At 68.8% G+C, this 23,481-nt stretch carries 23 protein-coding genes; 19 read left to right on the plus strand and 4 right to left on the minus strand.

The window, feature by feature from the left end:
• The first annotated feature begins 30 nt into the window (after positions 1-30).
• A complete protein-coding gene (locus ACQP0P_RS19605) occupies positions 31-1,254 on the plus strand; it encodes an aminotransferase class III-fold pyridoxal phosphate-dependent enzyme (protein WP_433378808.1) in 1,224 nt (407 codons plus the stop codon).
• A gap of 9 nt (positions 1,255-1,263) precedes the next feature.
• Here the strand turns inward: ACQP0P_RS19605 and ACQP0P_RS19610 are convergent, their stop codons facing one another.
• A complete protein-coding gene (locus ACQP0P_RS19610) occupies positions 1,264-2,370 on the minus strand; it encodes a GNAT family N-acetyltransferase (RefSeq protein WP_433378811.1) in 1,107 nt (368 codons plus the stop codon).
• A gap of 159 nt (positions 2,371-2,529) precedes the next feature.
• Here ACQP0P_RS19610 and ACQP0P_RS19615 point away from each other — a divergent pair, with 159 nt between their 5' ends.
• From ACQP0P_RS19615 to dop, 4 genes are all read left to right on the plus strand, one after another.
• Positions 2,530-3,399 (plus strand): tRNA (adenine-N1)-methyltransferase, encoded by an 870-nt coding sequence (locus tag ACQP0P_RS19615; RefSeq protein WP_350919231.1) that lies wholly within the window; start codon positions 2,530-2,532, stop codon positions 3,397-3,399.
• Positions 3,400-3,604: 205 nt separating this feature from the next.
• Positions 3,605-5,368: a proteasome ATPase gene (gene arc / locus ACQP0P_RS19620; RefSeq protein ID WP_433378815.1), complete on the plus strand. Its 1,764-nt coding sequence runs from the start codon at positions 3,605-3,607 to the stop codon at positions 5,366-5,368.
• Positions 5,369-5,639: 271 nt separating this feature from the next.
• On the plus strand, positions 5,640-6,797 hold the full coding sequence (locus ACQP0P_RS19625) for an acyltransferase family protein (RefSeq protein WP_433378818.1): 1,158 nt from the start codon (positions 5,640-5,642) through the stop codon (positions 6,795-6,797).
• Positions 6,798-6,884: 87 nt separating this feature from the next.
• Positions 6,885-8,399: a depupylase/deamidase Dop gene (gene dop, locus ACQP0P_RS19630; protein WP_433378821.1), complete on the plus strand. Its 1,515-nt coding sequence runs from the start codon at positions 6,885-6,887 to the stop codon at positions 8,397-8,399.
• Between the two features lie 157 nt (positions 8,400-8,556).
• Here dop and ACQP0P_RS19635 read toward each other — a convergent pair whose 3' ends face one another.
• On the minus strand, positions 8,557-9,369 hold the full coding sequence (locus ACQP0P_RS19635; protein WP_433378824.1) for a serine/threonine-protein kinase: 813 nt from the start codon (positions 9,367-9,369) through the stop codon (positions 8,557-8,559).
• Between the two features lie 277 nt (positions 9,370-9,646).
• Positions 9,647-10,441, minus strand: a complete 795-nt coding sequence (locus tag ACQP0P_RS19640) for a serine/threonine-protein kinase (protein ID WP_433378827.1) — start codon at positions 10,439-10,441, stop codon at positions 9,647-9,649.
• Between the two features lie 328 nt (positions 10,442-10,769).
• On the opposite strand from ACQP0P_RS19640, the gene ACQP0P_RS19645 reads away from it, so the two are divergent.
• From ACQP0P_RS19645 to ACQP0P_RS19685, 9 genes are all read left to right on the plus strand, one after another.
• Complete coding sequence (locus tag ACQP0P_RS19645; protein WP_030904562.1) at positions 10,770-10,979, plus strand: ubiquitin-like protein Pup; 210 nt, start codon at positions 10,770-10,772, stop codon at positions 10,977-10,979.
• A gap of 650 nt (positions 10,980-11,629) precedes the next feature.
• A complete protein-coding gene (gene prcB / locus ACQP0P_RS19650) occupies positions 11,630-12,448 on the plus strand; it encodes a proteasome subunit beta (RefSeq protein ID WP_433381979.1) in 819 nt (272 codons plus the stop codon).
• A 25-nt stretch (positions 12,449-12,473) separates the two neighbouring features.
• On the plus strand, positions 12,474-13,286 hold the full coding sequence (gene prcA, locus ACQP0P_RS19655) for a proteasome subunit alpha (protein ID WP_433378830.1): 813 nt from the start codon (positions 12,474-12,476) through the stop codon (positions 13,284-13,286).
• A gap of 123 nt (positions 13,287-13,409) precedes the next feature.
• Positions 13,410-14,069 (plus strand): hypothetical protein, encoded by a 660-nt coding sequence (locus tag ACQP0P_RS19660; RefSeq protein ID WP_433378833.1) that lies wholly within the window; start codon positions 13,410-13,412, stop codon positions 14,067-14,069.
• A 162-nt stretch (positions 14,070-14,231) separates the two neighbouring features.
• Positions 14,232-15,590, plus strand: coding sequence for a Pup--protein ligase (gene pafA / locus ACQP0P_RS19665; RefSeq protein WP_030904553.1), 1,359 nt, complete (start codon positions 14,232-14,234; stop codon positions 15,588-15,590).
• Between the two features lie 95 nt (positions 15,591-15,685).
• Positions 15,686-16,636 (plus strand): FKBP-type peptidyl-prolyl cis-trans isomerase, encoded by a 951-nt coding sequence (locus ACQP0P_RS19670; RefSeq protein WP_433378836.1) that lies wholly within the window; start codon positions 15,686-15,688, stop codon positions 16,634-16,636.
• A gap of 142 nt (positions 16,637-16,778) precedes the next feature.
• Positions 16,779-17,675: an FKBP-type peptidyl-prolyl cis-trans isomerase gene (locus ACQP0P_RS19675; protein WP_433378839.1), complete on the plus strand. Its 897-nt coding sequence runs from the start codon at positions 16,779-16,781 to the stop codon at positions 17,673-17,675.
• A gap of 48 nt (positions 17,676-17,723) precedes the next feature.
• Positions 17,724-18,365, plus strand: coding sequence for a helix-turn-helix transcriptional regulator (locus tag ACQP0P_RS19680; protein WP_433378842.1), 642 nt, complete (start codon positions 17,724-17,726; stop codon positions 18,363-18,365).
• 31 nt (positions 18,366-18,396) lie between these two features.
• Positions 18,397-18,873, plus strand: coding sequence for a DUF3291 domain-containing protein (locus tag ACQP0P_RS19685; protein ID WP_433381981.1), 477 nt, complete (start codon positions 18,397-18,399; stop codon positions 18,871-18,873).
• Here the strand turns inward: ACQP0P_RS19685 and ACQP0P_RS19690 are convergent.
• A complete protein-coding gene (locus ACQP0P_RS19690; protein WP_433378845.1) occupies positions 18,819-19,916 on the minus strand; it encodes a DUF3866 family protein in 1,098 nt (365 codons plus the stop codon). The two genes, ACQP0P_RS19685 and ACQP0P_RS19690, sit on opposite strands and share 55 nt — an antisense overlap.
• A 39-nt stretch (positions 19,917-19,955) precedes the next feature.
• Between ACQP0P_RS19690 and ACQP0P_RS19695 the strand changes: the two genes are divergently transcribed.
• The 5 genes from ACQP0P_RS19695 to tatC all read left to right on the plus strand — a co-directional run bounded on the left by ACQP0P_RS19695 (position 19,956) and on the right by tatC (position 23,480).
• Positions 19,956-20,912: a helix-turn-helix transcriptional regulator gene (locus tag ACQP0P_RS19695; RefSeq protein ID WP_433378848.1), complete on the plus strand. Its 957-nt coding sequence runs from the start codon at positions 19,956-19,958 to the stop codon at positions 20,910-20,912.
• The gene (locus ACQP0P_RS19700) at positions 20,909-21,865 is read left to right on the plus strand and encodes a helix-turn-helix transcriptional regulator (protein ID WP_433378851.1); all 957 of its coding nucleotides are present in this window, start codon (positions 20,909-20,911) and stop codon (positions 21,863-21,865) included. The genes ACQP0P_RS19695 and ACQP0P_RS19700 overlap by 4 nt, the downstream gene beginning before the upstream one ends.
• Positions 21,866-21,889: 24 nt before the next feature.
• Positions 21,890-22,078 carry a hypothetical protein gene (locus ACQP0P_RS19705; RefSeq protein WP_433378854.1) on the plus strand — a complete coding sequence of 63 codons (189 nt, stop codon included), beginning with the start codon at positions 21,890-21,892 and terminating at the stop codon, positions 22,076-22,078.
• 66 nt (positions 22,079-22,144) lie between these two features.
• On the plus strand, positions 22,145-22,486 hold the full coding sequence (tatA, locus tag ACQP0P_RS19710; RefSeq protein ID WP_433378857.1) for a Sec-independent protein translocase subunit TatA: 342 nt from the start codon (positions 22,145-22,147) through the stop codon (positions 22,484-22,486).
• 58 nt (positions 22,487-22,544) lie between these two features.
• Positions 22,545-23,480, plus strand: coding sequence for a twin-arginine translocase subunit TatC (tatC, locus tag ACQP0P_RS19715; RefSeq protein ID WP_433378859.1), 936 nt, complete (start codon positions 22,545-22,547; stop codon positions 23,478-23,480).
• The last annotated feature ends 1 nt before the right edge of the window (position 23,481 follow it).

A 23,481-nucleotide genomic window follows, 5' to 3' on the forward strand; every position in this document is an offset into this window, starting at 1 on the left:
CGAACCGATCCAGATCTGAAAGGACGACGCATGTCCATCGACGCCAGACTCAGGGAGCGGGCCGCCAAGGTCGTCCCCGGCGGCATGTACGGCCACCTCAACGCGGCCCTGCACGGCCCCGCCTACCCGCAGTTCTTCGTCGGCGGCGAGGGTTGCCGCCAGCGGGACGCCGACGGGCGCGAGTACGTCGACCTCATGTGCTCCTGGGGTCCCGTCGTGCTCGGCCACCGCCACCCCGCGGTCGAGGCCGCCGTCGCGGCCCAGCTCGCCGCGGGCGACTGCCTCAACGGCCCCGGCCCCGTCTACGTGGAGCTCGCCGAGCTTCTGGTGGACGCCGTCCCGCAGGCCGACTGGGTGATGTTCTCCAAGAACGGCACCGACGCCACCACCCAGGCGCTGATGGTGGCCCGCGCCGCCACCGGCAGGACCAAGGTCCTCATGGCGCACGGCGCCTACCACGGGGCCGACCCGTGGTGCACGCCCAGTACGGCGGGGACCACCCCCAGCGAGCGCGCGGACCTGGTCGAGTTCACCTACAACGACCTCGCCAGCGTCGAGGCCGCCGCGGCGCAGGCGGAGGGCGACGTCGCCGCGATCATCGTGACGCCGTTCAAGCACGACTCGTTCGAGGACCAGGAACTCGTCGCCGCGGAGTTCGCCCGGGGGGTGCGGGCGCTGGCCGATCGGATCGGCGCCGCGCTGGTGATCGACGACGTGCGCGGTGGCTGGCGGATCGACCTGGGCGGCTCCTGGGAGCCGCTGGGCGTGCGCCCCGACCTGTACGCCTTCAGCAAGGCCATGGCCAACGGTCACCCGATCGCCGCCGTCACCGGTGTGGACGCCCTGCGAGGGCCCGCCCAGACGCTCTACTCCACGGGTTCCTTCTGGTTCAACGCCGCTCCGATGGCCGCGGCCAAGGCCACCATCGAGACGCTGCGCGACATCGACGGCATCGCCCTGATGGAGCGCGCGGGCACCCGCCTGCGCGAGGGCCTCGCCGCCCAGGCCGCCTCCCATGGCTTCACGGTCAACCAGACCGGCCCGGTGCAGATCCCATGGCTCTCCTTCGAGGGCGATGTGACCCTGGACAAGGGCATGTTCTGGGCCGCGGCCTGCCTGCAGGAGGGGGTCTACCTCCATCCGTGGCACAACTGGTTCCTGTCGGCGGCCCACACCGACGCCGACATCGACCGGGTGCTGCAGGGCACCGACGCCGCCTACGCCAGGCTCAGGGCCCACTTCGGCGCCGACTGAACACGGCCCCTAGCGTGGGGCGTCCCGCAGCCGGTACCACTGCAGGTCGTCCAGGCGGGTGCCGTCGGGGCCGGGCAGCAGCCCGCGCAACAGCGCCTCGCGGATGAAGCCCGCGCGCTCCAGCACGCGCTGCGAGGCGACGTTGGCGGGGGAGGTGCCCGCGATGATCCGGCTCAGGGAGGTGTGCTCGAAGGCCCAGTCGACCAGTAGGTTCACCGCCCTGGTGGTGAAGCCCCGGCCGCGGAACGCCGGCAGCAGGCTGTAGCCCGTCATGGCCTGCCCCAGCAGCGGGGCCAGGTTGGAGAGCTGGATCTCCCCGGCGAACGCGCCCGTCGCGGCGTCCGTGATCACCGCCTCGACCCCCCCGTCGGCCAGCTGGGTCGCGCCCGCCGTGCGGCACCGCTCCTCGACCTGCTCGGGGCTGCGGGGCTCGGGCGGGACGCTGTACCTCACGACGTCGGGCAGGTTGCGCAGCGCCAGGTAGTCGGCGGCGTCGGCGGAGGTGAGCGGCCTGAGCCGTACGATCCCGTCGGTCAGTGAGCCGCCGGGGAAGTCCGGCAGGAACGGCGTCACGCGCTCGCCGGAGTCGCCGCGCAGGCGTGCGAAGGAGACCAGGTCGCGGCGGGTGCCGTCACGCTGCTGTTCGGCCCCGCGCCGAACGCCCTCGTGCCGGAAACCGGCGGCCAGGGCGACATGCTGGCTGGCCAGGTTCTCCACGTCGGCGAGGAGTTCGACGCGTTCCACTCCGTGGCCGAAGCCCCATCCGGCCAGCGCGGCGGTGGCGGCCGTGGCCACCCCCCGGCCCCGCGCCCACGGTGCGACCAGGTAGCCGATCTCGTTGGTGCTCCGCAGTCGGGAGGGCTTGAGGCCGATGTTGCCCAGCCACTCGCCCGTCTCCGCGTCCGCGATGGCGAACGCCGCTCCCCCGCTCTTCCAATCCTGCTCGGCCATCTCCAGGTACTGGAGCGCGTCATCCTGGGTGTAGGGCGCTGGCACCAAGGGGAGGAACCGGACGATCTCCGGGTCCGCGCAGGCGCGGACGATCGCCTCGGTGTCGGCGGGGGCGAGCGGCCTCAGGACGACGGGGCCCGCCGGAATCACATCTTGGGGAAACATGCGACAACAGCTACCAGTTCCCCCATAGTGGAGCGAACCATTTTGAGGATCGTCGCTGTCCGTCTGCTCCGGACAGCCGTGTCCGTTTCCCCCTGCTCGACCGCCGCTCCCGGCCAGAGGCGGGATCGGCCGCGGTCGCGCGCCGTTAACCTTGCGGTCATGGGTTTTCGCAGGCATGGGCCGTTTCAGGCCGGGGATCAGGTTCAGCTCACCGACCCCAAGAACAAGCGTCATACGGTGACGCTGAAGGAAGACGGCGTGTTCCACACGCACAAGGGCGGGATCCCGCACAGTGAGCTGATCGGCCGGCCTGAGGGCTCGGTGGTGCGTTCGTCCGGGGGCACCCAGTATCTGGCGTTCAGGCACCTGCTCCAGGACTACACGCTCTCCATGCCGCGCGGCGCGGCGGTCATCTACCCCAAGGACTCGGCGCAGATCGTGGCCATGGCCGACATCTTCCCGGGCGCCAGGGTGGTGGAGGCAGGGGTCGGCTCCGGCGCGCTCACCTGCTTCCTGCTGCGCGCGGTGGGCTCCGAGGGCACCGTCACCTCCTACGAGCGGCGCCAGGACTTCGCCGAGATCGCCACCAAGAACGTGGAGAAGTTCTACGGCGGCCCGATGTCGCAGTGGCGCCTGGTGGTCGGCGACTTCGTCGCGGACCTCGACGAGAGTGACGTCGACCGGATCATCCTCGACATGCTCGCCCCGTGGGAATGTGTGGACGCCGCGGCCAAGGCTCTCACCCCTGGTGGTGTGATCTGCTGTTATGTCGCGACCACAACCCAGCTGTCGCGTACGGTCGAAACTCTCCGGGAGCACGGGAGTTTCACCGAGCCCCATGCGTGGGAGACCCTGGTTCGTGACTGGCATGTCGAGGGGCTGGCTGTGCGGCCCGACCACAGAATGGTCGGCCACACCGGCTTCCTGGTCACGGCCCGTCGCATGGCCGACGGGGTGACGCCACCACCTCGACGTAGACGTCCGGCGAAGGGTGCACAGGGTGAGGAGTCCACGTCTTCCGCCACATGATGACGATTCGGCCACGACGGTTCGCGAGGGAGTGACACGGGAGCGGACCTTCGTGTTCTTATGCTTCTAGCACTAAAAGCACCAAAAGGGATTAATCATCGCGCACTTAATGTAGTCATACGAACACTGCTCAGCCAGGTAAGGGACAGCCCTTAGATGGGTAGGGTTTCGAGTAGTCGGTCTCGACTGGGAAGGAGGTGACGCCGTGGCAGCTCGCGACGACGCTGAGGCTCGAGCCGCGCAGCGCGAACGGGAGGTCGCTGACCTCACAACACAGGTCTCCTTCCTGCAGGAGGAGATCACCGTGTTGCGTCGGAAGCTGACGGAGTCTCCCCGGCAGGCCAGGATCCTTGAAGAGCGTCTCCATGACTTGCAGGCGAACCTCGCGGCCGTAACCGGCCAGAACGAGCGTCTGGTGGCCACCCTCAAGGAGGCCAGAGACCAGATCGTCGCCCTGAAGGAGGAGGTAGACCGGTTGGCGCAGCCGCCATCCGGGTTCGGCGTGTTCCTCGAAACCAGAGAAGACGGCACGGTGGAGGTTTTCACCGGTGGTCGCAAACTCAGGGTGAACGTCAGTCCGGCGGTGGACGTCGACTCGCTGAAGCGTGGCCAGGAGGTCATGCTCAACGAGGCGCTCAACGTGGTCGAGGCCCTCGGCTTCGAGGAGCTCGGCGAGATCGTGATGCTCAAGGAGCTTCTCGAGGACGGCCAGCGCGCGTTGGTGATCTCGCATGCCGACGAGGAGCGGGTGGTGAAGCTCGCCGAGTCGCTGGTGGGCCAGCCGATCCGGGCAGGCGACTCCCTGCTGCTCGAATCCCGTTCGGGTTACGTCTACGAGCGCATCCCCAAGTCCGAGGTCGAGGAGCTCGTCCTGGAGGAGGTGCCCGACATCTCCTACGAGGAGATCGGCGGGCTGATGCGGCAGATCGAGCAGATCCGGGACGCCATCGAGCTCCCGTACCTGCACGCCGACCTTTTCCGCGAGCACAAGCTCCGCCCGCCCAAGGGCGTCCTGCTCTACGGACCGCCCGGCTGCGGCAAGACGCTCATCGCCAAGGCCGTCGCCAACTCCCTGGCCAAGCAGGTCGCGGAGAAGACCGGCCAGTCCGGCAAGAGCTTCTTCCTCAACATCAAGGGTCCCGAGCTTCTCAACAAGTACGTCGGCGAGACCGAGCGGCACATCCGCCTGGTCTTCCAACGGGCTCGTGAGAAGGCCTCCGAGGGCACCCCGGTGATCGTGTTCTTCGACGAGATGGACTCGATCTTCCGGACCCGGGGCTCGGGCGTCTCCTCCGACGTCGAGAACACCATCGTTCCCCAGCTCCTGTCGGAGATCGACGGCGTCGAGGGCCTGGAGAACGTCATCGTGATCGGCGCCTCCAACCGCGAGGACATGATCGACCCGGCGATCCTGCGGCCCGGCCGCCTGGACGTCAAGATCAAGATCGAGCGGCCGGACGCCGAGGCGGCCAGGGACATCTTCTCCAAGTACCTCATCGCGGAGCTCCCACTCCACTCCGAGGACCTCGCCGAGCACGGTGGCAACCGCGAGGAGACCATCTTCGGGATGATCCAGCGGGTCGTCGAGCGGATGTACACCGAGAGCGAGGAGAACCGCTTCCTTGAGGTGACCTACGCCAACGGGGACAAGGAGGTCCTGTACTTCAAGGACTTCAACTCCGGCGCGATGATCCAGAACATCGTCGACCGCGGCAAGAAGATGGCGATCAAGCAGTTCCTGGAGAGCGGGCAGAAGGGTCTGCGGATCCAGCATCTGCTGGCGGCCTGCGTGGACGAGTTCTCCGAGAACGAGGACCTGCCCAACACCACCAACCCCGACGACTGGGCCCGCATCTCCGGCAAGAAGGGCGAGCGGATCGTCTACATCCGCACCCTCGTGACGGGCAAGCAGGGCACCGAGGCCGGGCGTTCCATCGACACGGTGGCCAACACCGGTCAGTACCTGTAAAAGCGGCACGCGTGCCGATCGGCGGCGCGGCCTCCTCGGGGCCGCGCCGTCGGCGTCTCGCCAGATTTCTGTCTACTTTTGCGGCATTTAAAGGATTTTGTCGCTTTTGGGTCTGCCGTCACCCGTATTCGGCTGCGCGGACCCGTCACCACCCGTATCTCCAGTCACACCCATCCCGAAAGTGACCGGAAATCAACAGCCGTCACAGGGAACCCGAATGATCGAAGCGCCGTCCAAGTGGCGTGCGTGAACATTCCGGCCCGGCCGCCAGGTGACCGGCACGGGGTCTCGCGAGGCGCTTCGGGGAAGCGGCCGCCTCGCCGAACTCGACCTCCTGCGCTTCGCCGCCGCCATGGCGGTGCTCGCCTTCCACTACTTCATCGCCTTCGCCTCGGTGTGGGGCGACCGTCCCGCCACGTTGTTCCCGGCGATCTCCACGATCTCCGGACTCGGCATCCTCGGTGTCGAACTGTTCTTCATGATCAGTGGCTTCGTGATCCTGATGAGCATCTGGGGCCGAGGTCTGGGGGCGTTCGCCCTCTCCCGGCTGGTGCGGCTCTTTCCCGCCTACTGGGTCAGCGTGGTGGTCACCGCCGCGGTCTACGGGCTGACCGCGGCCACGGCCCTGGACCCCAAGCTCAGCCTCGGCGAGTACGGGGTCAATCTCACCATGCTCCAGCGGGCCTTCGGCGTCTATGACGCCAACGGTGTCTACTGGTCGCTCTGGGTAGAACTCCGCTTCTACGTGCTGATCTCGATCCTGGTGATCACCGGGGTTACGCTCAACCGTTGCCTGGCCTTCATGGGCGTCTGGCTGCTGGCCGCGGGTTTCTTCGCGGGAAGCGATGAGGCGTGGGTCGAACTTGTGATCATGCCCAAGTACGCGGCCTACTTCGTCGGTGGCATGGCGTTCTTCCTGATGACCAGATTCGGTCCCAGGCTGGTCCTGTGGTGTCTGGCCGGGATCAGTGGCGGCCTGGCCGTCAGTGCGGCGCTCGACCGGGTGGCCGGGCGCGTGGAGAAGGTCGGCTACGCCGCGATGCCCGTGCCCGACTGGGCCGTCGTCGCCACGGTGGTCGGCTTCTACGTACTCATGGCGATGGTGGCGCTCGGCTGGCTGCGGTGGCTGCGCTGGCGCGGCCTGGTGGTCCTGGGCGCGCTCACCTACCCGCTCTACCTCTTCCACACCGCGGCCGCCGTCCTGATCGTCCCGGCCCTGCGGGACACGCTGCCGCCGCCGCTGACCGCCCTGGTCACCGTGCTGGCCGCGATGGCGTTCTCCTACCTGGTGTATCGGGTGGCCGAGCGTCCCCTTCAGGAGTTCGTCAAGTCGAGGAGGCGCAGGAAGGCCGCACAGGCGTCGTCCGCACAGCCTCCCGGGTTCTCCTCGATCCCCCTCGCAACGGGCGAAAAGGCTTCGGTGCCATAACTGTCCGACCACCGGGCATAGTGAAGGGTCTAGGGTCGGGAATAGATACCTCGGAGAGAAACAGTCCCTGATGAACAGAGGGTGCGCATGACGGTACGGCGGGTGATGGGCATCGAGACCGAATACGGCATCTCCGTGCCCGGACAGCCGGGGGCCAACGCGATGGTGACCTCCTCTCAGGTCGTGAACGCCTATCTGGCGGCCTCGGCGGCCAGAGCGCGGCGCGCGCGATGGGACTTCGAGGAGGAGAACCCGTTGCGCGACGCGCGGGGGTTCGACCTCGCGCGGGAGGTGGCCGACCAGAGCCAGCTGACCGACGAGGACCTCGGCCTGGCGAACGTGATCCTCACCAACGGGGCCCGGTTGTACGTGGACCATGCCCACCCCGAATACTCCACTCCCGAGTGCACCAACCCTCGGGCGGCGGTGATCTGGGACAAGGCAGGTGAGCGGGTGATGCACGACGCGGCGGTTCGCGCCTCGGCGATGCCGGCCAACGCCCCGATCCAGCTTTACAAGAACAACACCGACAACAAGGGCGCCTCCTACGGCTGCCACGAGAACTACCTCATGCGCCGGGCGACCTCGTTCGCCGACATCGTCAGGCACCTGACGCCGTTCTTCGTCTCCCGGCAGGTCGTCACCGGCGCGGGCAAGGTCGGCATCGGCCAGGACTCCCGGGGTGAGGGCTTCCAGATCAGCCAGCGGGCCGACTTCTTCGAGGTCGAGGTGGGCCTGGAGACGACGCTCAAGCGGCCGATCATCAACACCCGGGACGAGCCGCACGCCGACCCGGAGAAGTACCGCAGGCTGCACGTCATCATCGGTGACGCCAACATGTCGGAGATCTCGACCTACCTGAAACTGGGATCCACCGCGCTCGTCCTGGCCATGATCGAGGACGGTTACTTCACCCGTGACCTCACCGTGGACAACCCGGTCCAGGCGCTGCGCGCGGTGTCGCACGACCCGACGCTCAAGTACGAGATCTCCATGCGCGACGGCCGCAGGCTGACGGCGGTGCAGCTCCAGATGGAATACCTGGAACTCGCGCGCAAGTATGCCGAGGAACGCAGCGTCAACGGCATGGACGAGCCCACCAAGGACGTCCTGGAGCGCTGGGAGTCGGTTCTCACCCGCCTGGCGGATGACCCGATGCAGCTGTCCAGGGAGCTTGACTGGGTGGCCAAGCTGGAGCTCCTGGAGGGCTATCGCACCCGCGACGGCCTTCCCTGGTCGCATCCGCGCCTGCAACTCGTCGACCTTCAGTACTCCGACATCCGCCCTGACCGAGGGCTCTACAACCGGCTGGTCGCCCGGGGCCGCATGCAGCGCCTGGTCACCGAGGAAGAGGTCCAGCGGGCTGTCGAGGTGCCGCCCAACGACACCCGCGCCTACTTCCGAGGCCGCTGCCTGAGCCAGTACAGCGAGTCGGTGGCCGCGGCCTCCTGGGATTCGGTCATCTTCGACATCCCCGGCCGCGAGTCACTGCAGCGTGTCCCCACCCTTGAGCCGCTGCGCGGTACCAAGGCCCACGTGGGCGAGCTGTTCGACCGCTGCCGTACCGCCGCGGAGCTGGTGACGGCGCTGACCGGTGAGTAGTGACGCTCCCGAGGGGGAGGCTCCCGGCGGCCTCCCTCTCGATCCGGGCTGTCCCTACCTGCCACCCGAGGTCCGTGCGGGAAGCGGCTGCCCGGCCCGGTGGTGATCGGTAGGTGCCGTACGGCCTGCCCGCCCGGTCGAAAGCGGGCGCGAGGCGCTACGCGTAGGCGTCCGGTGGCAGCCGTGCCGCGGGCAGTCGCGGCCGGGCCAGAGCCACGCCCTCCGCGTGCAGGATCGCCGACAGCATGCGACCCGCCTGACCCATGCTGATACGGGCCGCCGGGTCGCGCCGGAGCAGCCCTTCCAGGACGGGACGCAGCGCTCCCGCCCGCACCATCGTCTCCGGGTTCCCGTCGGCGGCCGAGCCCTGGGGCGTCGGCGCGCGGTGACCGGATCGAGGCGGCCGGCCCTCCACCGCGAAGTACAGACTCGCCCCGAACGACCACAGGTCGCCCGCCGGGGTCGGCGAGCCGCCCCGTAGCCGTTCCGGCGCGATGAAGGCGGGAGCGTGGGTGAGCGGCAGGGTCGTGGAGGTGCCCGAGTCGCGGTGCAGCGCCGCGATTCCGAAGTCGGCCAGCACCACCCGGTCGCCGGTCAGCAGGATGTTGCGCGGGTTGATGGCCCGGTGCAGGACGCCGGCCCCGTGCGCGTGGCGCAGCCCGCCCAGCAACTGGAAGCCGATCCACGCCACCCAGTGGATCGGCAGGTGGCCCATGTGCCGCACCGTCTCCTTGAGCGTGAGGGCCTCCAGCAGCTCCATGACGATCCAGAGCCGCCCGTCCTCCTCAAGCAGGTCGTGCACGGAGATCACCGCCGGATGGTTCAGCCGCCCGGCCGAGCGCGCCTCGCGCAGGGCTCGCCGCCGCGCGTCGCGCATGTCCGCCCCGTATTCGCCGAACCGCGGCTGGATCTCCTTGATCGCCACATTCCGCCTGAGCAGGGAATCATGGGCACGCCACACAATGCCCATGCCGTCCTGCCCGATCGGCGAGGTCAGGTGATAACGACCCCCCAGTGGGCGTGCCTTTCCTGCACTTGTTCCCATGAATCACCTGTTGCACATAGAAGCCGGGCCCCTCAGCTGATTCATATTTTCACCTGGAACGGTGCACTATGTGGTTACTTATGGTAATTATGTGTAACAATTTAGTTGCATGGGCATGATGGAATTTTGTTCCGCGTCCTTAAATCCCTATTCTGTAATCAGAAAAATTGCCCAGAAGTCGGCGAACGCGCCGGGAAACGCGTCAGGCCGCGCTGAAACAGCGCACGTCCTCCAGCATCTTCGACGTCCGCTCGGCACTCAGCCGAGCCCGTGGATCCTTGCGCAGCAACCCTCGCAGCACCGGCTCCAGGGCACCCGCCCGCTTCGGCGCGCGCGGCGCCTCTCGCAGCGCCGCCACCAGCGACGCCATCGAGTTCACCGTACGGAACGGGGTCCTGCCCTCCACCGCCATGTAGAGCGTCGCGCCGAACGACCACATGTCCGCCTCGCGGGTGCCACCCCTGCCCTGCAGCGCCTCCGGAGCGATGAAGGCCGGCGTGCCCCGCATCGAGGTCGTCGCCGCACCCTCCGGTGCCGCGAACCCGAAGTCGGCCAGCACCACCCGATCACCGGTCAGCATGATGTTGGCCGGCTTGATGTCGCGGTGGATCACTCCGCCGTCGTGCGCGTGCCGCAGCGCCTCCAGCAGGCGGCACCCCATCGCCGCCACCAGGTCGACCGGGAGCGGACCCGCCTGCACGAGCGTGTCGTGCAGTGTGAGGGCCTCCAGGAACTCCATGACGATCCAGAGGCGCTCGGCCTCCTCGGTCAGGTTGTGCACCGTCACGATGCCACGGTGGCTCAGCCGTGCCGCCATCCGCGCCTCCCGGACCACCCGCCGCCGCTGCTCGGCCGCGGCGGGTCCAGGTGGCAGGGGTATCTCCTTGAGGGCCACCTCTCGCTCCAGAAGCAGGTCGTATGCGCGCCAGACGACGCCGGTCGCCCCCTGGCCGACGCGGGAGACGAGCTTGTACCTGCGCGCGATGATGGTGCTCACCCCTCAATGATCGCAGTTTTCCACCCGATAGGCCTACTTGGAACGTTCCCCACCTTCCCGTGGGCGCCGGATAACCCCGGATTCGAGGGTGATGGTGGTCACACAGGGTCGACCAGGGCGGCGGCACGCCCGAGGCGGGCGACATCTCGTCCAGGAGAACGGGGCGGAGGGGATTTGCCGCGGAGCCCCCGGGGAGGTTTCCTGACGGGAGGTACCCCGGGACGGAGCAGGGGAGCTCCCGCAAAGATCGCGGGACGATCCGCGCGCAATGTCGTCCGGTTCGGGGAAGATATGAGTCAGATGCGTCCCCCAAGCGGAGGTGCCACACATGGCAAGTAAGGACACCGGCGGCCAGAAGCAGACCGGCCGGACCGACAAGGAAGTCGAGGAGACCGCCGCGGCGGAGACCTCCGACGTCCAGGAGCGTCACGAGAAGCTCTCCGACGACGTCGACGCGATCCTCGACGAGATCGACGAGGTTCTTGAGGAGAACGCGGAGGAATTCGTACGAAGCTACGTGCAAAAGGGCGGGGAGTAGGGGGCCGCGCGGAAAAAGCCGCCAGGGAGCGGCCGGAGGTTTCCACCGGCCGCGAATATCGTCGGAGATACCAGGCGACCAGGCCGTGGGCCGAATTCAGCCGTGACCGAGCACGACCAGATGGACTGACTTCTCACCGCAGGCCCTGTCGCAGCTGGATGAAGAGGGCCGGCGAAGTCAAGAACCACGGCGGCGAGCGCGGCTACCGGCCGAAACCGGGCCATGGCATTACCGAGGGACGTCATCGAGGCCGGCGTCGGTCGGATGTTCGCCGAGCGAGGTGGCTTCCGCTCGATCTACCGGGCGGGAGAGCGGAGCGGCGGGGGGAGGAGCCCCGGGTACCGGGCGGGTCTCCGGCCCGCCCGCCCGCGCGCCCGGAGGCGGGCCGTGCGGCTCGCGCCCGGCGTCGACGCCGAGGTGCGCTCGCCCGCGCGCCTGGAGGACGGGCCAGGGGGTCGGCATGTCGCGACGACTCGGCCACCACACGGATGTGATCACCCGTAAAGATTCAAAAGCCCGGCGGAGGTGGGTTCGCGCTGAGCTGATCCAGGGAAGTGCAAGCAGGACGGCAAGATGAGTAAGGTCGGGCCTTAAAGGACTGCACCTTTGGAGGGAGTCGCGTGGGATCGCACAGGGACCTGCCCGCCGGCATGGTGAACCATATCTTTACCGACACCGGGAGCTCCTCGTTCACCGAGTTTGTCAGGTCCCATTCGCCAGACTTGTTGCCTGGCCGTAACGAGACTCTGGCGACCCCGGTGGGTGACCAGATTCCGCATGCCACCACGATCGTCGCGGCGATATGCGCGGGTGGCGTGGTGATCGCGGGAGACCGCCGGGCGACCTCGGGAAACATCATCTCCCAGCGCGACATGGAGAAGGTGTTCCGCACGGACGACTACTCGGGCATGGGCATCGCGGGGACGGCGAGCACCGGGATCGAGATGGCCCGCCTCTACCGGGTGGAACTCGAGCACTACGAGAAGCGCGAGGGCCGCACACTCTCGGTGGCGGGTAAGGCCAACCGGCTCGCCACGATGATCCGCGGCAACCTGCCGATGGCGATGCAGGGGCTCGTGGTCGTGCCGCTCTTCGCCGCCTACGACCCCGATGTCGACGGCGGCCGGATCTTCAGCTACGACGTGGGCGGTGGTCCCTACGAACAGTACCAGCACCACGCGATCGGGTCCGGTTCGATCTTCGCGCGGGGCGCGCTGAAGAAGCTCTACCGCGAGGGTGCCTCGCCCGAGGACACCGTGCTGACGCTCATTCACGCCCTCTACGACGCGGCCGACGACGACTCGGCGACCGGCGGCCCCGATGTGATCCGCAAGATCTGGCCCGTCGTCGCGGTGATCACCGCCGACGGATACCGCCGACTCCCCGACGAGGAGGTGGGTGAGTTCGTCCGGACCGTGATCGACTCCAGAACGAACCTCCCCGACGGCCCCACCGCCCCGCTGCGCTAACACGAGAGGATCACCCCAGGTGTCCATGCCTTTTGGATATGTCTCGCCCGAGCAGCAGATGCGAGACAAGGCGGACTACGCGCGCAAGGGGATCGCGCGGGGCCGTAGTGTCGTCGTCCTGCAGTATGAGGACGGCATCCTGTTCGTCGCGCCCAACCCGTCCCGGGCCCTGCACAAGATCAGCGAGATCTACGACAAGATCGGCTTCGCCGCGGTGGGCCGCTACAACGAGTTCGAGGCGCTGCGCCTCGGCGGTATCCGCTATGCCGACATCAACGGCTACACCTACGCCCGCGACGACGTCACCGCCCGCGGCCTGGCCAACCTCTACGCGCAGAACCTCGGCCAGATCTTCACCGAGTCGCTGAAGCCGTTCGAGGTGGAGATCGTGGTCGCCGAGGTCGGCGACTCCTCCGACGAGGACCACATCTACCGGCTGACCTTCGACGGTTCGGTCTTCGACGAGGCGGGTCTGGTGGCCATGGGTGGCCAGGCCGAGGCGGTGGCCGGCCGGCTCAAGGAGCGTTACCGCGACGGCCTGTCGCTGGCGGAGGCCCTGGAGGCGGCGCTGTTCGCACTGACCGAGCCGGGCGGCGAACGCTTCCCCGCGAGCCAGCTGGAGGTCGCGGTCCTCGACCGGAACCGGCCGCACCGCAAGTTCCTGCGGTTCAGCGGCCCGAGGCTGGAACGCCTGCTGTCCGACGGGGTTCCCGCGGCCGAAGCGGCCGCCCAGCCCGCCCAGCCCGCCCAGCCGGAGAGTCCCCTTTCCGCGCCAGAGACGCCCGGTGCCCCGCCGACCGCGCCCGACGGCGACATCGACACCGGGGCGAGCGGCTGACCGGGCCCGACGACCGACCATGAGACGGGAGAGCGCCGTCCTGCCCGGGGCGGCGCTCTCGGTGTGTCCTGGATCACTTCTTCTCCTGACAACCGAACCCGCTCACCGATGGTCACAGTCTGTGTGAAAAACGCCACCCCCCGAGCCTGGACCAGGCTCACCCTCCCCTCGGCCGGTCCCGCCGCGCTCGCACTGCTCGCAGCCGTGGTACTGGTGTCCGGCTGTGGTGAGACGCCGGCTCCTGCCTCCTCTCCACGGGCGGCCGCCACCTTCTCCGCCCCCTCGACCGGAGGAGCGCCCGACGACGCCTCCTCCTCCAGCCCCGCGGCCACCCCCGAGCTCTTCGGCACCGAGTTCCAGGCCGCTCCCGAGCATGACTGGAGCAAGGGCGGCCCGCCCCCCTTCGAAGGTGTCCTGCGCGGCTGGCTCACCGACGTGGACGAGAGCGGTGTGGCCGAGTACCGGCCGATCCGCTTCACCCAGAGCGGCGGCGAGGACGGCCACTTCGACGGCCCCGAGGAAGGCGACGTGACCCGCTACGCGGCGCCCATCGCCAAGGACGTGCTGTTCCTCGCGGACAGTGGCTGCGACGGCTCGTCGCAGACCTACGACAAGGCCACCAACCTCGGCACCGAGAAGTGCACCCGCCAGACGTTGATCGACAACGTCAAGGAGGCGGCGTCCCTGGCCGGGGTGGAGGGCCTCTACCGGCCGGCCCTGATCACCACGGAGAACGGCAGGATCACCAAGGTTGTCGAGATCTTCTGGCAGGGCGGCGGCTGATCCGGCTCACCGAGCCCGGCGCCCGCGCATCGCTCGCACCCGGCGACGCCCCGGGTGCGAGACGCGTTCGCGCTTAGCCGCTCACAGCCCGGGGCATAAGCCGTACGACCGAAAACCCCATGATCCCTCCCACGAGAGGGGTTCGGCGAATAGTGTGAGGCAATGGATCGTCGCATCTTCGGGCTTGAGAACGAGTACGGCGTCACCTGCACATTCAGGGGGCAGCGGCGGCTGTCGCCCGATGAGGTAGCGCGTTATCTATTCCGCCGTGTCGTCTCCTGGGGCCGATCGAGCAACGTCTTCCTCCGCAACGGGGCGCGCCTGTATCTCGACGTGGGCAGCCACCCCGAGTACGCCACCCCCGAGTGTGACAACGTCGTGGAGCTCGTCACCCATGACAAGGCGGGAGAGCGCATCCTGGAGGGCCTCCTCGTCGACGCCGAGAAGCGTCTTCGCGAGGAGGGCATCGCCGGCGACATCTACCTGTTCAAGAACAACACCGACTCCGCGGGAAACTCATACGGCTGCCACGAGAACTACCTGGTTGGCCGGCACGGCGAGTTCGGCCGCCTGGCCGACGTGCTGATCCCGTTCCTGGTCACCCGGCAGATCATCTGCGGGGCCGGCAAGGTGTTGCAGACCCCGCGTGGGGCGGTCTACTGCGTCTCCCAGCGGGCCGAGCACATCTGGGAGGGCGTCTCCAGCGCCACCACCAGGTCACGTCCGATCATCAACACCCGTGACGAGCCGCACGCCGACGCCGAGCGGTTCCGCCGCCTGCACGTCATCGTCGGTGACTCCAACATGAGCGAGACGACCATGCTGCTCAAGGTCGGCGCCACCGACCTGGTGCTGCGCATGATCGAGGCGGGCACCGTGATGCGTGACCTGTCCCTGGAGAACCCGATCAGGGCCATCCGGGAGGTCTCCCACGACATGACCGGGCGGCGGCGGGTCCGGCTGGCCAACGGCAGGGAGGCGTCCTCGCTGGAGATACAGGAGGAGTACCTCTCCAAGGCCCGTGACTTCGTCGACCGCCGCGGCGGCGACGAGATCAGCCACCGGGTGCTGGAACTGTGGGAGCGCACGCTCAACGCGGTCGAGACCGGCAACCTCGACAAGGTCGCCCGCGAGATCGACTGGGTGACCAAATACCAGCTGATCGAGCGCTACCGCAAGAAGTACGATCTGCCGCTGTCGAGCCCCCGGGTCGCCCAGCTCGACCTCGCCTACCACGACGTGCACCGCCGCCGTGGCCTGTTCTACCTGCTGCAGAAGCGTGGCGCGGTGGAGCGGGTGGCCTCCGATCTGAAGATCTTCGAGGCCAAGTCGGTGCCGCCGCAGACCACCCGTGCCCGGCTGCGCGGGGAGTTCATCCGCAAGGCGCAGGAGAAGCGCCGTGACTTCACGGTCGACTGGGTGCACTTGAAGCTCAATGACCAGGCACAGCGCACGGTGCTGTGCAAGGATCCCTTCCGCAGTGTCGACGAGAGGGTGGACAAGCTCATCGCCGGAATGTGATGGTCACGCTTCGGCAAGCTCCTTCCATGCTTACCTCCTCCGTATGCCGGTACGGGTAGTGTGGCGCGAACCTGACGTCTGCTTGAGGGATACCTATGCGCCGCCGCAGCATGGCCGTACTGGCCGCAGTGCCCCTGATGTTCGCCGCAGCATGTGGCTCGGGAGGGGACGCGACCACCGGCGCCTCCACTTCCGCCGGCAGCGGAGTCACCGAGCTAAAGGTGACCGGGGAGATCGGCGCCAAGCCGAACGTGGCCTTCCCTGCCAAGGTCGTCGAGACCTCCTCCTACAAGGTGCTCACCCCCGGCACCGCGGGGGAGACCGCCAAGCTCGGCACCAACGTGGTGGCCAACTTCACGGTCTTCGCCTGGGACGGCAAGGAGAACAAGCTCGCGGGCTCGACCTACGACGAGGGCGGCCCGCAGGTCATCACGCTCAACGAGCAGGTCCCGGAGATCCTCAGAAAGGGCTTCGCCGAGACCAAGAGCGGCGGCAGGTTCATGTCCGTCGTGGCCAAGGACGCGCTGCCCAAGGAGCAGCAGGCGCAGGCTCCCGCGGGCCAGTCGCAGGTCTTCGTGGTCGACGTGGTCGGCGTCCCCGAGGGGAACGCGGCCCAGGGCACCGCGACCGACCCCGGCGTCGCCGGCGTCAAGGTGGAGAGCCCGGGTGGTGAGACCGCGCCGAAGCTCACCACCAAGACCAAGGAGAAGGCGCCCAAGGAACTCGTCGCCAAGACCGTGATCAAGGGCGCGGGGCCCGAGGTCAAGTCCGGCCAGTCGATCCTGGTCCAGTACGCCGGGAAGATCTGGGGTTCGGACGTCGAGTTCGACAGCAGTTGGTCCCGTGGTGCCCAGCCGATCATGTTCCAGATCGGCACCGGAAAGGTCATCAAGGGCTGGGACCAGGGTCTGGTCGGCGTCCCCGTGGGCAGCCGGGTGCTGCTGAGCATCCCGCCGGACCTCGGTTACGGCAAGGCGGGCTCCGGCGACAAGATCAAGGGAACCGACACGCTGGTCTTCCTGGTCGACGTGCTGGCCGCCTACTGACGCTCCTTGAGGAGCGACTCACCCCCGAACCCGGCCGTGCGCGCACGGCCGGGTTCGCGTTTTCCGATCGCGATCTCCAGCTACTGACAATTCTCCCAATAGGGCGTTAGGGTTGGCGCAGCCACCGGCCCCGGGAGTTCGGATGCGTCCCACGGCACTGCTCGCCGCGCTTTCGCTCGTGCTGGTCACCGCCTGCGCCTCCGGCGACGGGCAGGCGGGGCCGGAGGTCGAGGTGCTCGGGAACTTCGGTGACAGGCCCACCGTGCGCTTTCCCGAGGGCGCGCCCCCCGGCGGCCTGGAATTCACCGAGTTGATGACGGGCACCGGCGCGGAGATCGGGGGGAACGACCTGGTCGTCGCCCAGTACACCGCGCACGTGTGGGACGGCAAGGACAACCGCCTGCTGGCCTCCAGCTTCAACCAGGGCGCCCCGGCGTCCTTTCCGCTGAACCAGACGATCACCGGTGTGGGCAAGGCCCTGCGCGGCCACAAGGTCGGCAGCCGGGTGGTCGTCGTGGTTCCGCCGGAGGAGGCCTACGGCCCCAACCCGCCCGGCGGGATGACCGCCGAGGACGAGCTGTTCTACGTGGTCGACGTGCTCGGCGCGTTCCCGCCCGACGCCACCGCGAAGGGCGGGGGCGGGGTTCTCGACGGGGTCAGGGTCACCGGAGCCTCCGGCGGGCGCCCGGTCATCTCCCTGCCGGGCACCGCGCCTCCCGCCGGCCTGAGGAGCAAGATCCTCGTCCGGGGCGCCGGGGCCGCGACCCGTGCGGGACAGCTCATCGTCACCCAGTACGAGAGCAGGGTCTGGGGCGAGGACGTTTCCGACTCCACCTGGGCGGCGGGGCAACCCAAGGCCTTCCAGATCGGCAAGGGCCGCGTCATCGCGGGCTGGGACCGGGCTCTGGTCGGCGTCCCGGTGGGCAGCCGTGTCCTGGTGATCGTCCCGCCCAGGTTCGGCTACGAGAACGGCCTGCCGCCGTCCGTCGAACCCGGCGAGACGCTCGTCTTCGTCGTCGACGTGCTGGCCGCCTACTGATCCGTGCGCCGGGCGTGACCTTTGCCGCCCCCACCTACAATCCGGGCTGTGAGCGGTGATGACCTCGACAGGGTGGCGGTACTTCACGACCCGGTGCGCCGGGCCGTCTACGACTATGTGACCTCCCGCGGCCGGGAGGTGGGGCGCAACGAGGCGGCCGAGGCGGTGGGGATCCAGCGGACTCTGGCCGCCTTCCACCTCGACAGGCTGGTCGAGGCCGGCCTGCTCGACGCGGGCTTCAGGCGGCTGACGGAGCGGGCGGGACCCGGCAGCGGCCGGCCGGCGAAGGTCTATCACAGGGCGCGGGGGGAGTGGCAGGTCAGTGTGCCCGCCAGGGACTACCGAACGCTCGCCCTGGTGCTGGCCGAGGCGGTCGAGTCGCTCGGCGGGGAGGAACGGGCCGAGCAGGTCGCGCGACGCGCCGGGGCCGGGTTCGCGCGGCAGGGCGACGATCTCGTCGGGGTGCTGCGGCGGCGCGGCTACGAGCCGTACGAGGAGGAGGGCCGGGTACGGCTGCGCAACTGCCCGTTCCACGTGCCGGCCGAGGAGCATCCGCTGCTGGTCTGCTCGGTGAACCTGGGGTTGTGCCGAGGGCTGCTGGAGGCGCTCGGCCAGGACGCCTCGGCGGCCCGGCTGGACCCGCGCCCGGAGGAGTGTTGCGTCACCTTCTCTAAAAACAATGAGAATTGACATAGAAGGTCGACGGTGATCTGCTGTGCTCATGCATCTGGCCCAGCTGAACATCGCCCACATGCGCGCTTCCGTCGACTCCCCGGAACTGGCCGCCTTCGCCGCGGCCCTCGACCCCGTCAACCGGCTGGCCGAGGCGACTCCTGGCTTCGTCTGGAGGCTCAAGGGCGGTGACGCCCCCCAGGACACGGTCAGGCACGAGTACGGTGACCACCTGCTGATCAACTTCTCGGTCTGGGAGTCGCGCGAGGTGCTGTGGGACTACGTCTACCGCAGCGGCCACCTGGAGTTCCTGCAGCGGCGCAGGGAATGGTTCCTGCGCATGGCGGAGCCGTCCTCGGTGATGTGGTGGATTCCCGAGGGGCACGAGCCGCTCCTGGCCGAGGGAATGGAGCGCCTGGAGCGGCTCAGGAGGGAAGGCCCCACGCCGGAGGCCTTCACCTTCAGGGACTTCTACGACAGCAGCGAGGCCGTGTGGCGTCCGGCGGCGGCCGAGGCCAGGAAGTAGGCCAGGTCCTCGTCCAGGCCACGGCCCATCGTCGACAGCCTGACCGGAGACTCCCGCAACGCCGCGTACAGCCCGTCCACCGGCACCTCGATCAGTTCGTGCCGCGCGGCGAGCGGGCGCGACTGCTCGGTCACCCGCCTGCCGAAGTCGCCGGGCAGCACGGGCACGGCGATCTGGGCGGGGGCCAGCGCCACCCGGCCGTAGGCGGTCAGCGAGTGGTGCGAGACCCCGATGTGGCGCTCGCGCAGGTCGCCTTCGCTGACCCGCAGCGCCGCGACCGGGCGGCCCCCGAGGACGGCGGCGGCGTTGACCGCCTCGCCGGCCGAGACGCCGGAGAAGCCCCAGCGGGTGCCGCTGCCCAGGTTGCCCGGTCCCTGGGTGACGACCGCGACGTCGGCCCCCAGGACGTGCCGGGCCGCCAGCAGGCCGGTGTGCGGCGTCACCGCCTCCACGTCGCCGCCGAAGGCCTGGCCCACCGTGACCACCCCGCACAGCCAGCCGGCCTCCCGCAGCCGCGCGCACGACATGGAGAACCAGGCGGGCAGCGCGCCCCCGTCGAGCATCACGTAGGCGACCCTGGCGGGCCGGTGCCCGCCGGACTCCCCGGTACGCGGCGGATTCGAGCCGTACAGGCCGCAGAGAATCGCCGGCAGCGCCGAGTGCAGGTCGGCGACGATCACCGGCATGCCGTCCACGGAGTCGGCGTCACGCAGGAGGTGGTGGAAGGGCGAGTCCTGCTCGTCCGCGCCGAGTACGGTGGTCTGCAACGGGGTGTAGCGTGCCTTCACCAGGTGTCCGGGACCTTGAGGATCTTGTGGCAATCGGTCGGGAACAGCCACCACCATGGCGTAACCTCCCGTACCGAGACCCATCGCGAGCGCGGTCGTGTTGAGCAGCACCACGTCACCGGGCTCCGGGCGTCCCACCAGGGCCGGATAGGCGAGCGCGCGCGCCTCGCCGTCCTCGGTGGTCACGTCGAGTTCCATTGCCCCCGGCCATTCGCGCCGGATCCGTACGACCTCGCCCCTGCGCCATCTGATCACGGGGGAAGGGTAGCGTCACTTGAACAGGGAGGAGGCCGGATGTCGCGCCGGAAGACCGAGCGGCTGCTCAATCTCGTGATCTGCCTGCTGGCCACGCGGCGGCCGCTCAGCGCCGAGCACATCCGCCAGGCGGTGCCGGGCTACGACGCCGACAACGACGAGGCCTTCCAGCGGATGTTCGAGCGGGACAAGAACGAGCTGCGCGAGATCGGCATTCCGATCGAGGTCCACAAGGACCCCTGGGAGGAGGATCCCGGCTACCGGATCGTCCGCCAGGCCTACGAGCTGCCGGAGATCACCCTGGAGCCGGACGAGGCCGCGGTGGTGGGCCTGGCGGCCCAGGTGTGGCAACGGGCCAGCCTGGCCGAGGCGGCCAGTGGCGCGCTGCTGAAGCTGCGCGCCGGGGGAGTGGAGACCGACGAGGCGTACGGGGTGCTCGGCGGGGCACTGGAGTTGCGCGTCGACACCCAGGATCCGGCCTTTCCCGCGCTCTGGGAGGCCGTGCGCGACCGGCGGGCGGTCCGCTTCGCCTACCGGGCGGCGGCCAGCCAGAACGTGCTGACCCGCACCGTGGAGCCATGGGGTGTGGTCAGCCGCCGCGGCCGCTGGTACATGGTCGGTCACGACCGCGACCGGAACGCGCCGCGGGTCTTCAGGCTCAGCCGGATCGGCGGGGCGGTCACCACCGTCGGCCGTCCGGGCTCCGTGACGGTGCCCGAGGGAGTCGACATCAAGTCCATGGTCGTCTACAGCGACGCCGCGGTCCGGGAGCGTACCGCCCTGGTCCGGGTCAGGCAGGACACCTGCCAGGGACTGCGCCAGGTGGCGAAGGCGGTGCGGCCCGCCGGCGACGGATGGGACGAGCTGGAGGTCGACTTCACCGATACCGGCCGGCTGGCCGGGTGGATCGTGGGCTTCGCCGCCGACGCGGAGGTGGTCGGCCCGCCGGACGCCCGCGACGCGGTGATCTGCCGCCTGAAGGGAGCACTCGCGTGAGCACCGCCGATCGCCTGCCCAGGTTGCTGGCGCTGGTGCCCTATCTGATGTCGCACCCCGGGGCACAGGTGCCCGAGGTCGCGAAGATCTTCGGCCTGAGCGAGAAGCAGCTCATCGACGACCTGCAGCTGGTGTGGATGTGCGGGCTGCCCGGCCACACCCCCGGCGACCTGATCGACGTGTCGTGGGACGGCGGGGAGATCGTCATCGACAACGCCGACACCATCGCCCGCCCGCTGCGGCTGGGGGTGGACGAGGCCAGCGCCCTGCTGGTCGCGCTGCGCCTGCTCGCCGAGATGCCGGAGTTCGGGGAGCGCGACGCGCTGGCCCGGGTCATCGCCAAGTTCGAGCAGGCCTCGGGCGAGGGCGCGGCGGCGGTCAGCAGCCAGGTCGCGGTGGAGGTCGACGCCGCGCCCGACGCGCTGCCCAGCGTCAACGAGGCGCTGCGGCGCGGTAGACGGCTGTCGCTGCGCTACTACGTGCCGGGGCGCGACGAGATCACCCCGCGCGAGGTCGACCCGATGCGCCTGGTCGTCGTGGACGGCCGCCCCTACCTGTCGGGCTGGTGCTACCGGGCCGAGGCGGTCCGGCTGTTCCGGCTGGACCGGATGCTCTCCGTCGACGTGCTCGACGTGCCCGCCGACCCGCCCGCCGACGCCGTGCCGGACGAGGTGACGCCCGGGGTGTTCCGGCCCTCGCCGACCGACGAGCTGGTGGAGCTGGAGCTGACCGCCGCGGGCCGCTGGGTCGCCGAGTACTACCCGTGCGAGCGGGTCACCGAGCTCGGCGAGGGCCGCGTGCGGGTGGCGCTGCGCGCCAGGGACCAGGGCTGGGTGGTACGTCTGGCGCTGCGCCTGGGCGACACCGGCAGGGTGATCTCGCCCGCCTCGCTGGACGCGAGCGTGCGTGCCGCCGCGACGGCCGCGCTGAATCGTTACGAATCGATCTCCTGACGTGCGGTACTAGGATCTCCCACCATGGGCTGGATCATCACCGCGCTCTCGCTGGCCCTCGCGGGGCTGGGCATCCTCGGTTTTCTGGCCGTTCGCGTACTGCGCGCGGCCACCGAACTCGGCCGCGAGATCGACCGCGCGCACGGGAGGCTGGAGCCCGTCCGGGTGCTGTTCGGCGAGAGCGGGGGGACGATACGTGTTCCGAAGGGATGAGTCTGCCCTCGGGGCAGCGTACGATCGGACGCAGAGACTGCACGTCGTTCGGCGTAAGGATGTGTAATGCCAAACCTCGGACCCACTGAGCTGATCATTATCGGCTTGATCCTGGTGCTGCTTTTCGGTGCCAAGAAGTTGCCGGAAGCCGCCCGCGGGCTCGGCCGGTCGCTGCGCATCTTCAAGTCGGAGACCGCCAAGCTCCGCGATGACGACGAGGCCGACGGCACGACCACCACGGTCGTCCAGGCCCAGGCCCAGGCCCAGCCCGCCGCCCCGGTGCCGCAGCCGATCCCGGCCGCGACCTCGACGCCGGCCTCCGCACTCAGCGTCGAGGAGCAGGCCCGCCAGCTTGAGGAGCAGGCGGCCAGGCTGCGAGCTCAGTCTGGAGCGCCCAAGACGCAGTGATCGGCGGTAGCCTGAAGATCTACCCTGATCAACCGACTCGTCACCTCAGGATTCGTGAATGGCGCTGCTGAAGTGGCCCAAACCGGGCCGGAACGGGACGGAACCGCCCGCTGACTCTGGCGACGGTCGCATGCCGCTCATGGAGCACCTGCGCGAGCTGCGCAACCGGCTGATCATCGCCATGCTCGGCCTGCTCGCGGGCATCGTGGTTGGTTTCATTTTCTTTGGACCAATCTGGCAGTTCGTGTCTGCTCCTTACTGCGGGCTTCCCCAGGCGCAGGAGTTGCGGCCCGGGCAGTGCACGATGCTGATCCTCGGCGTCTTCGACTCCTTCTTCGTGAACCTCAAGGTCGCGGCGATGTTCGGCCTCGTCGTCTCCTCACCGGTCTGGCTCTGGCAGATCTGGGGTTTCGTCACCCCCGGCCTGTACCGCAACGAGAAGCGCTACTCGATCCTGTTCATCGTGCTGGCCGTCCCGCTGTTCCTCGCGGGCGCGGCTCTGGCCTACTTCGTGATGGACACGGGGTTGTCGATCCTGCTCGGGTTCGCCCCGCCGGGAGCGCTGACCGGCATCACGATCGACGAGTACCTCAGCTACGCGCTGATCATGCTCATCGTGTTCGGCATCTCCTTCGAGTTGCCGCTGCTCATGGTGTTCCTGAACATCATCGGGGTGCTGCCGCACGCGCTGGTGGCCAAGCACCGCCGCATGGTCATCTTTCTCATGTTCGTCTTCGGAGCGGTCGCCACCCCCGGCGGCGATCCGTTCACGATGATCGCGCTCGCCCTGCCGATGGTGCTGCTGTTCGCCCTGGCCGAGGGGTTCATGTACCTGCGGGAGAAGAGGCGGCCGAAGGGCGAGGACTTCTCCCACCTCTCCGACGACGAGGCCTCCTCGCTCGACGACGACACCTCGCCTCTGGGCGACGTGACCCCCGTCGGTGATCCGGCTCCTATCGATTCGAGAACGACCGACACCGATCCCAGCAAATAGG

Source organism: Streptosporangium sp. CA-115845 (assembly GCF_050943795.1).
Lineage (GTDB): Bacteria > Actinomycetota > Actinomycetes > Streptosporangiales > Streptosporangiaceae > Streptosporangium.

Excerpts from the sequence above, each read along its gene's own strand:
- ACQP0P_RS19605 (WP_433378808.1), top strand. The coding sequence starts at position 31 with ATGTCCATCGACGCCAGACTCAGGGAGCGGGCCGCCAAGGTCGTCCCC.
- ACQP0P_RS19610 (WP_433378811.1), bottom strand. The coding sequence starts at position 2,370 with ATGTTTCCCCAAGATGTGATTCCGGCGGGCCCCGTCGTCCTGAGGCCG.
- ACQP0P_RS19615 (WP_350919231.1), top strand. The coding sequence starts at position 2,530 with ATGGGTTTTCGCAGGCATGGGCCGTTTCAGGCCGGGGATCAGGTTCAG.
- dop (WP_433378821.1), top strand. The coding sequence starts at position 6,885 with ATGACGGTACGGCGGGTGATGGGCATCGAGACCGAATACGGCATCTCC.
- ACQP0P_RS19635 (WP_433378824.1), bottom strand. The coding sequence starts at position 9,369 with ATGGGCATTGTGTGGCGTGCCCATGATTCCCTGCTCAGGCGGAATGTG.
- ACQP0P_RS19645 (WP_030904562.1), top strand. The coding sequence starts at position 10,770 with ATGGCAAGTAAGGACACCGGCGGCCAGAAGCAGACCGGCCGGACCGAC.
- prcB (WP_433381979.1), top strand. The coding sequence starts at position 11,630 with ATGGTGAACCATATCTTTACCGACACCGGGAGCTCCTCGTTCACCGAG.
- prcA (WP_433378830.1), top strand. The coding sequence starts at position 12,474 with ATGCCTTTTGGATATGTCTCGCCCGAGCAGCAGATGCGAGACAAGGCG.
- pafA (WP_030904553.1), top strand. The coding sequence starts at position 14,232 with ATGGATCGTCGCATCTTCGGGCTTGAGAACGAGTACGGCGTCACCTGC.
- ACQP0P_RS19670 (WP_433378836.1), top strand. The coding sequence starts at position 15,686 with ATGCGCCGCCGCAGCATGGCCGTACTGGCCGCAGTGCCCCTGATGTTC.
- ACQP0P_RS19675 (WP_433378839.1), top strand. The coding sequence starts at position 16,779 with ATGCGTCCCACGGCACTGCTCGCCGCGCTTTCGCTCGTGCTGGTCACC.
- ACQP0P_RS19685 (WP_433381981.1), top strand. The coding sequence starts at position 18,397 with ATGCATCTGGCCCAGCTGAACATCGCCCACATGCGCGCTTCCGTCGAC.
- ACQP0P_RS19695 (WP_433378848.1), top strand. The coding sequence starts at position 19,956 with ATGTCGCGCCGGAAGACCGAGCGGCTGCTCAATCTCGTGATCTGCCTG.
- ACQP0P_RS19705 (WP_433378854.1), top strand. The coding sequence starts at position 21,890 with ATGGGCTGGATCATCACCGCGCTCTCGCTGGCCCTCGCGGGGCTGGGC.
- tatA (WP_433378857.1), top strand. The coding sequence starts at position 22,145 with ATGCCAAACCTCGGACCCACTGAGCTGATCATTATCGGCTTGATCCTG.
- tatC (WP_433378859.1), top strand. The coding sequence starts at position 22,545 with ATGGCGCTGCTGAAGTGGCCCAAACCGGGCCGGAACGGGACGGAACCG.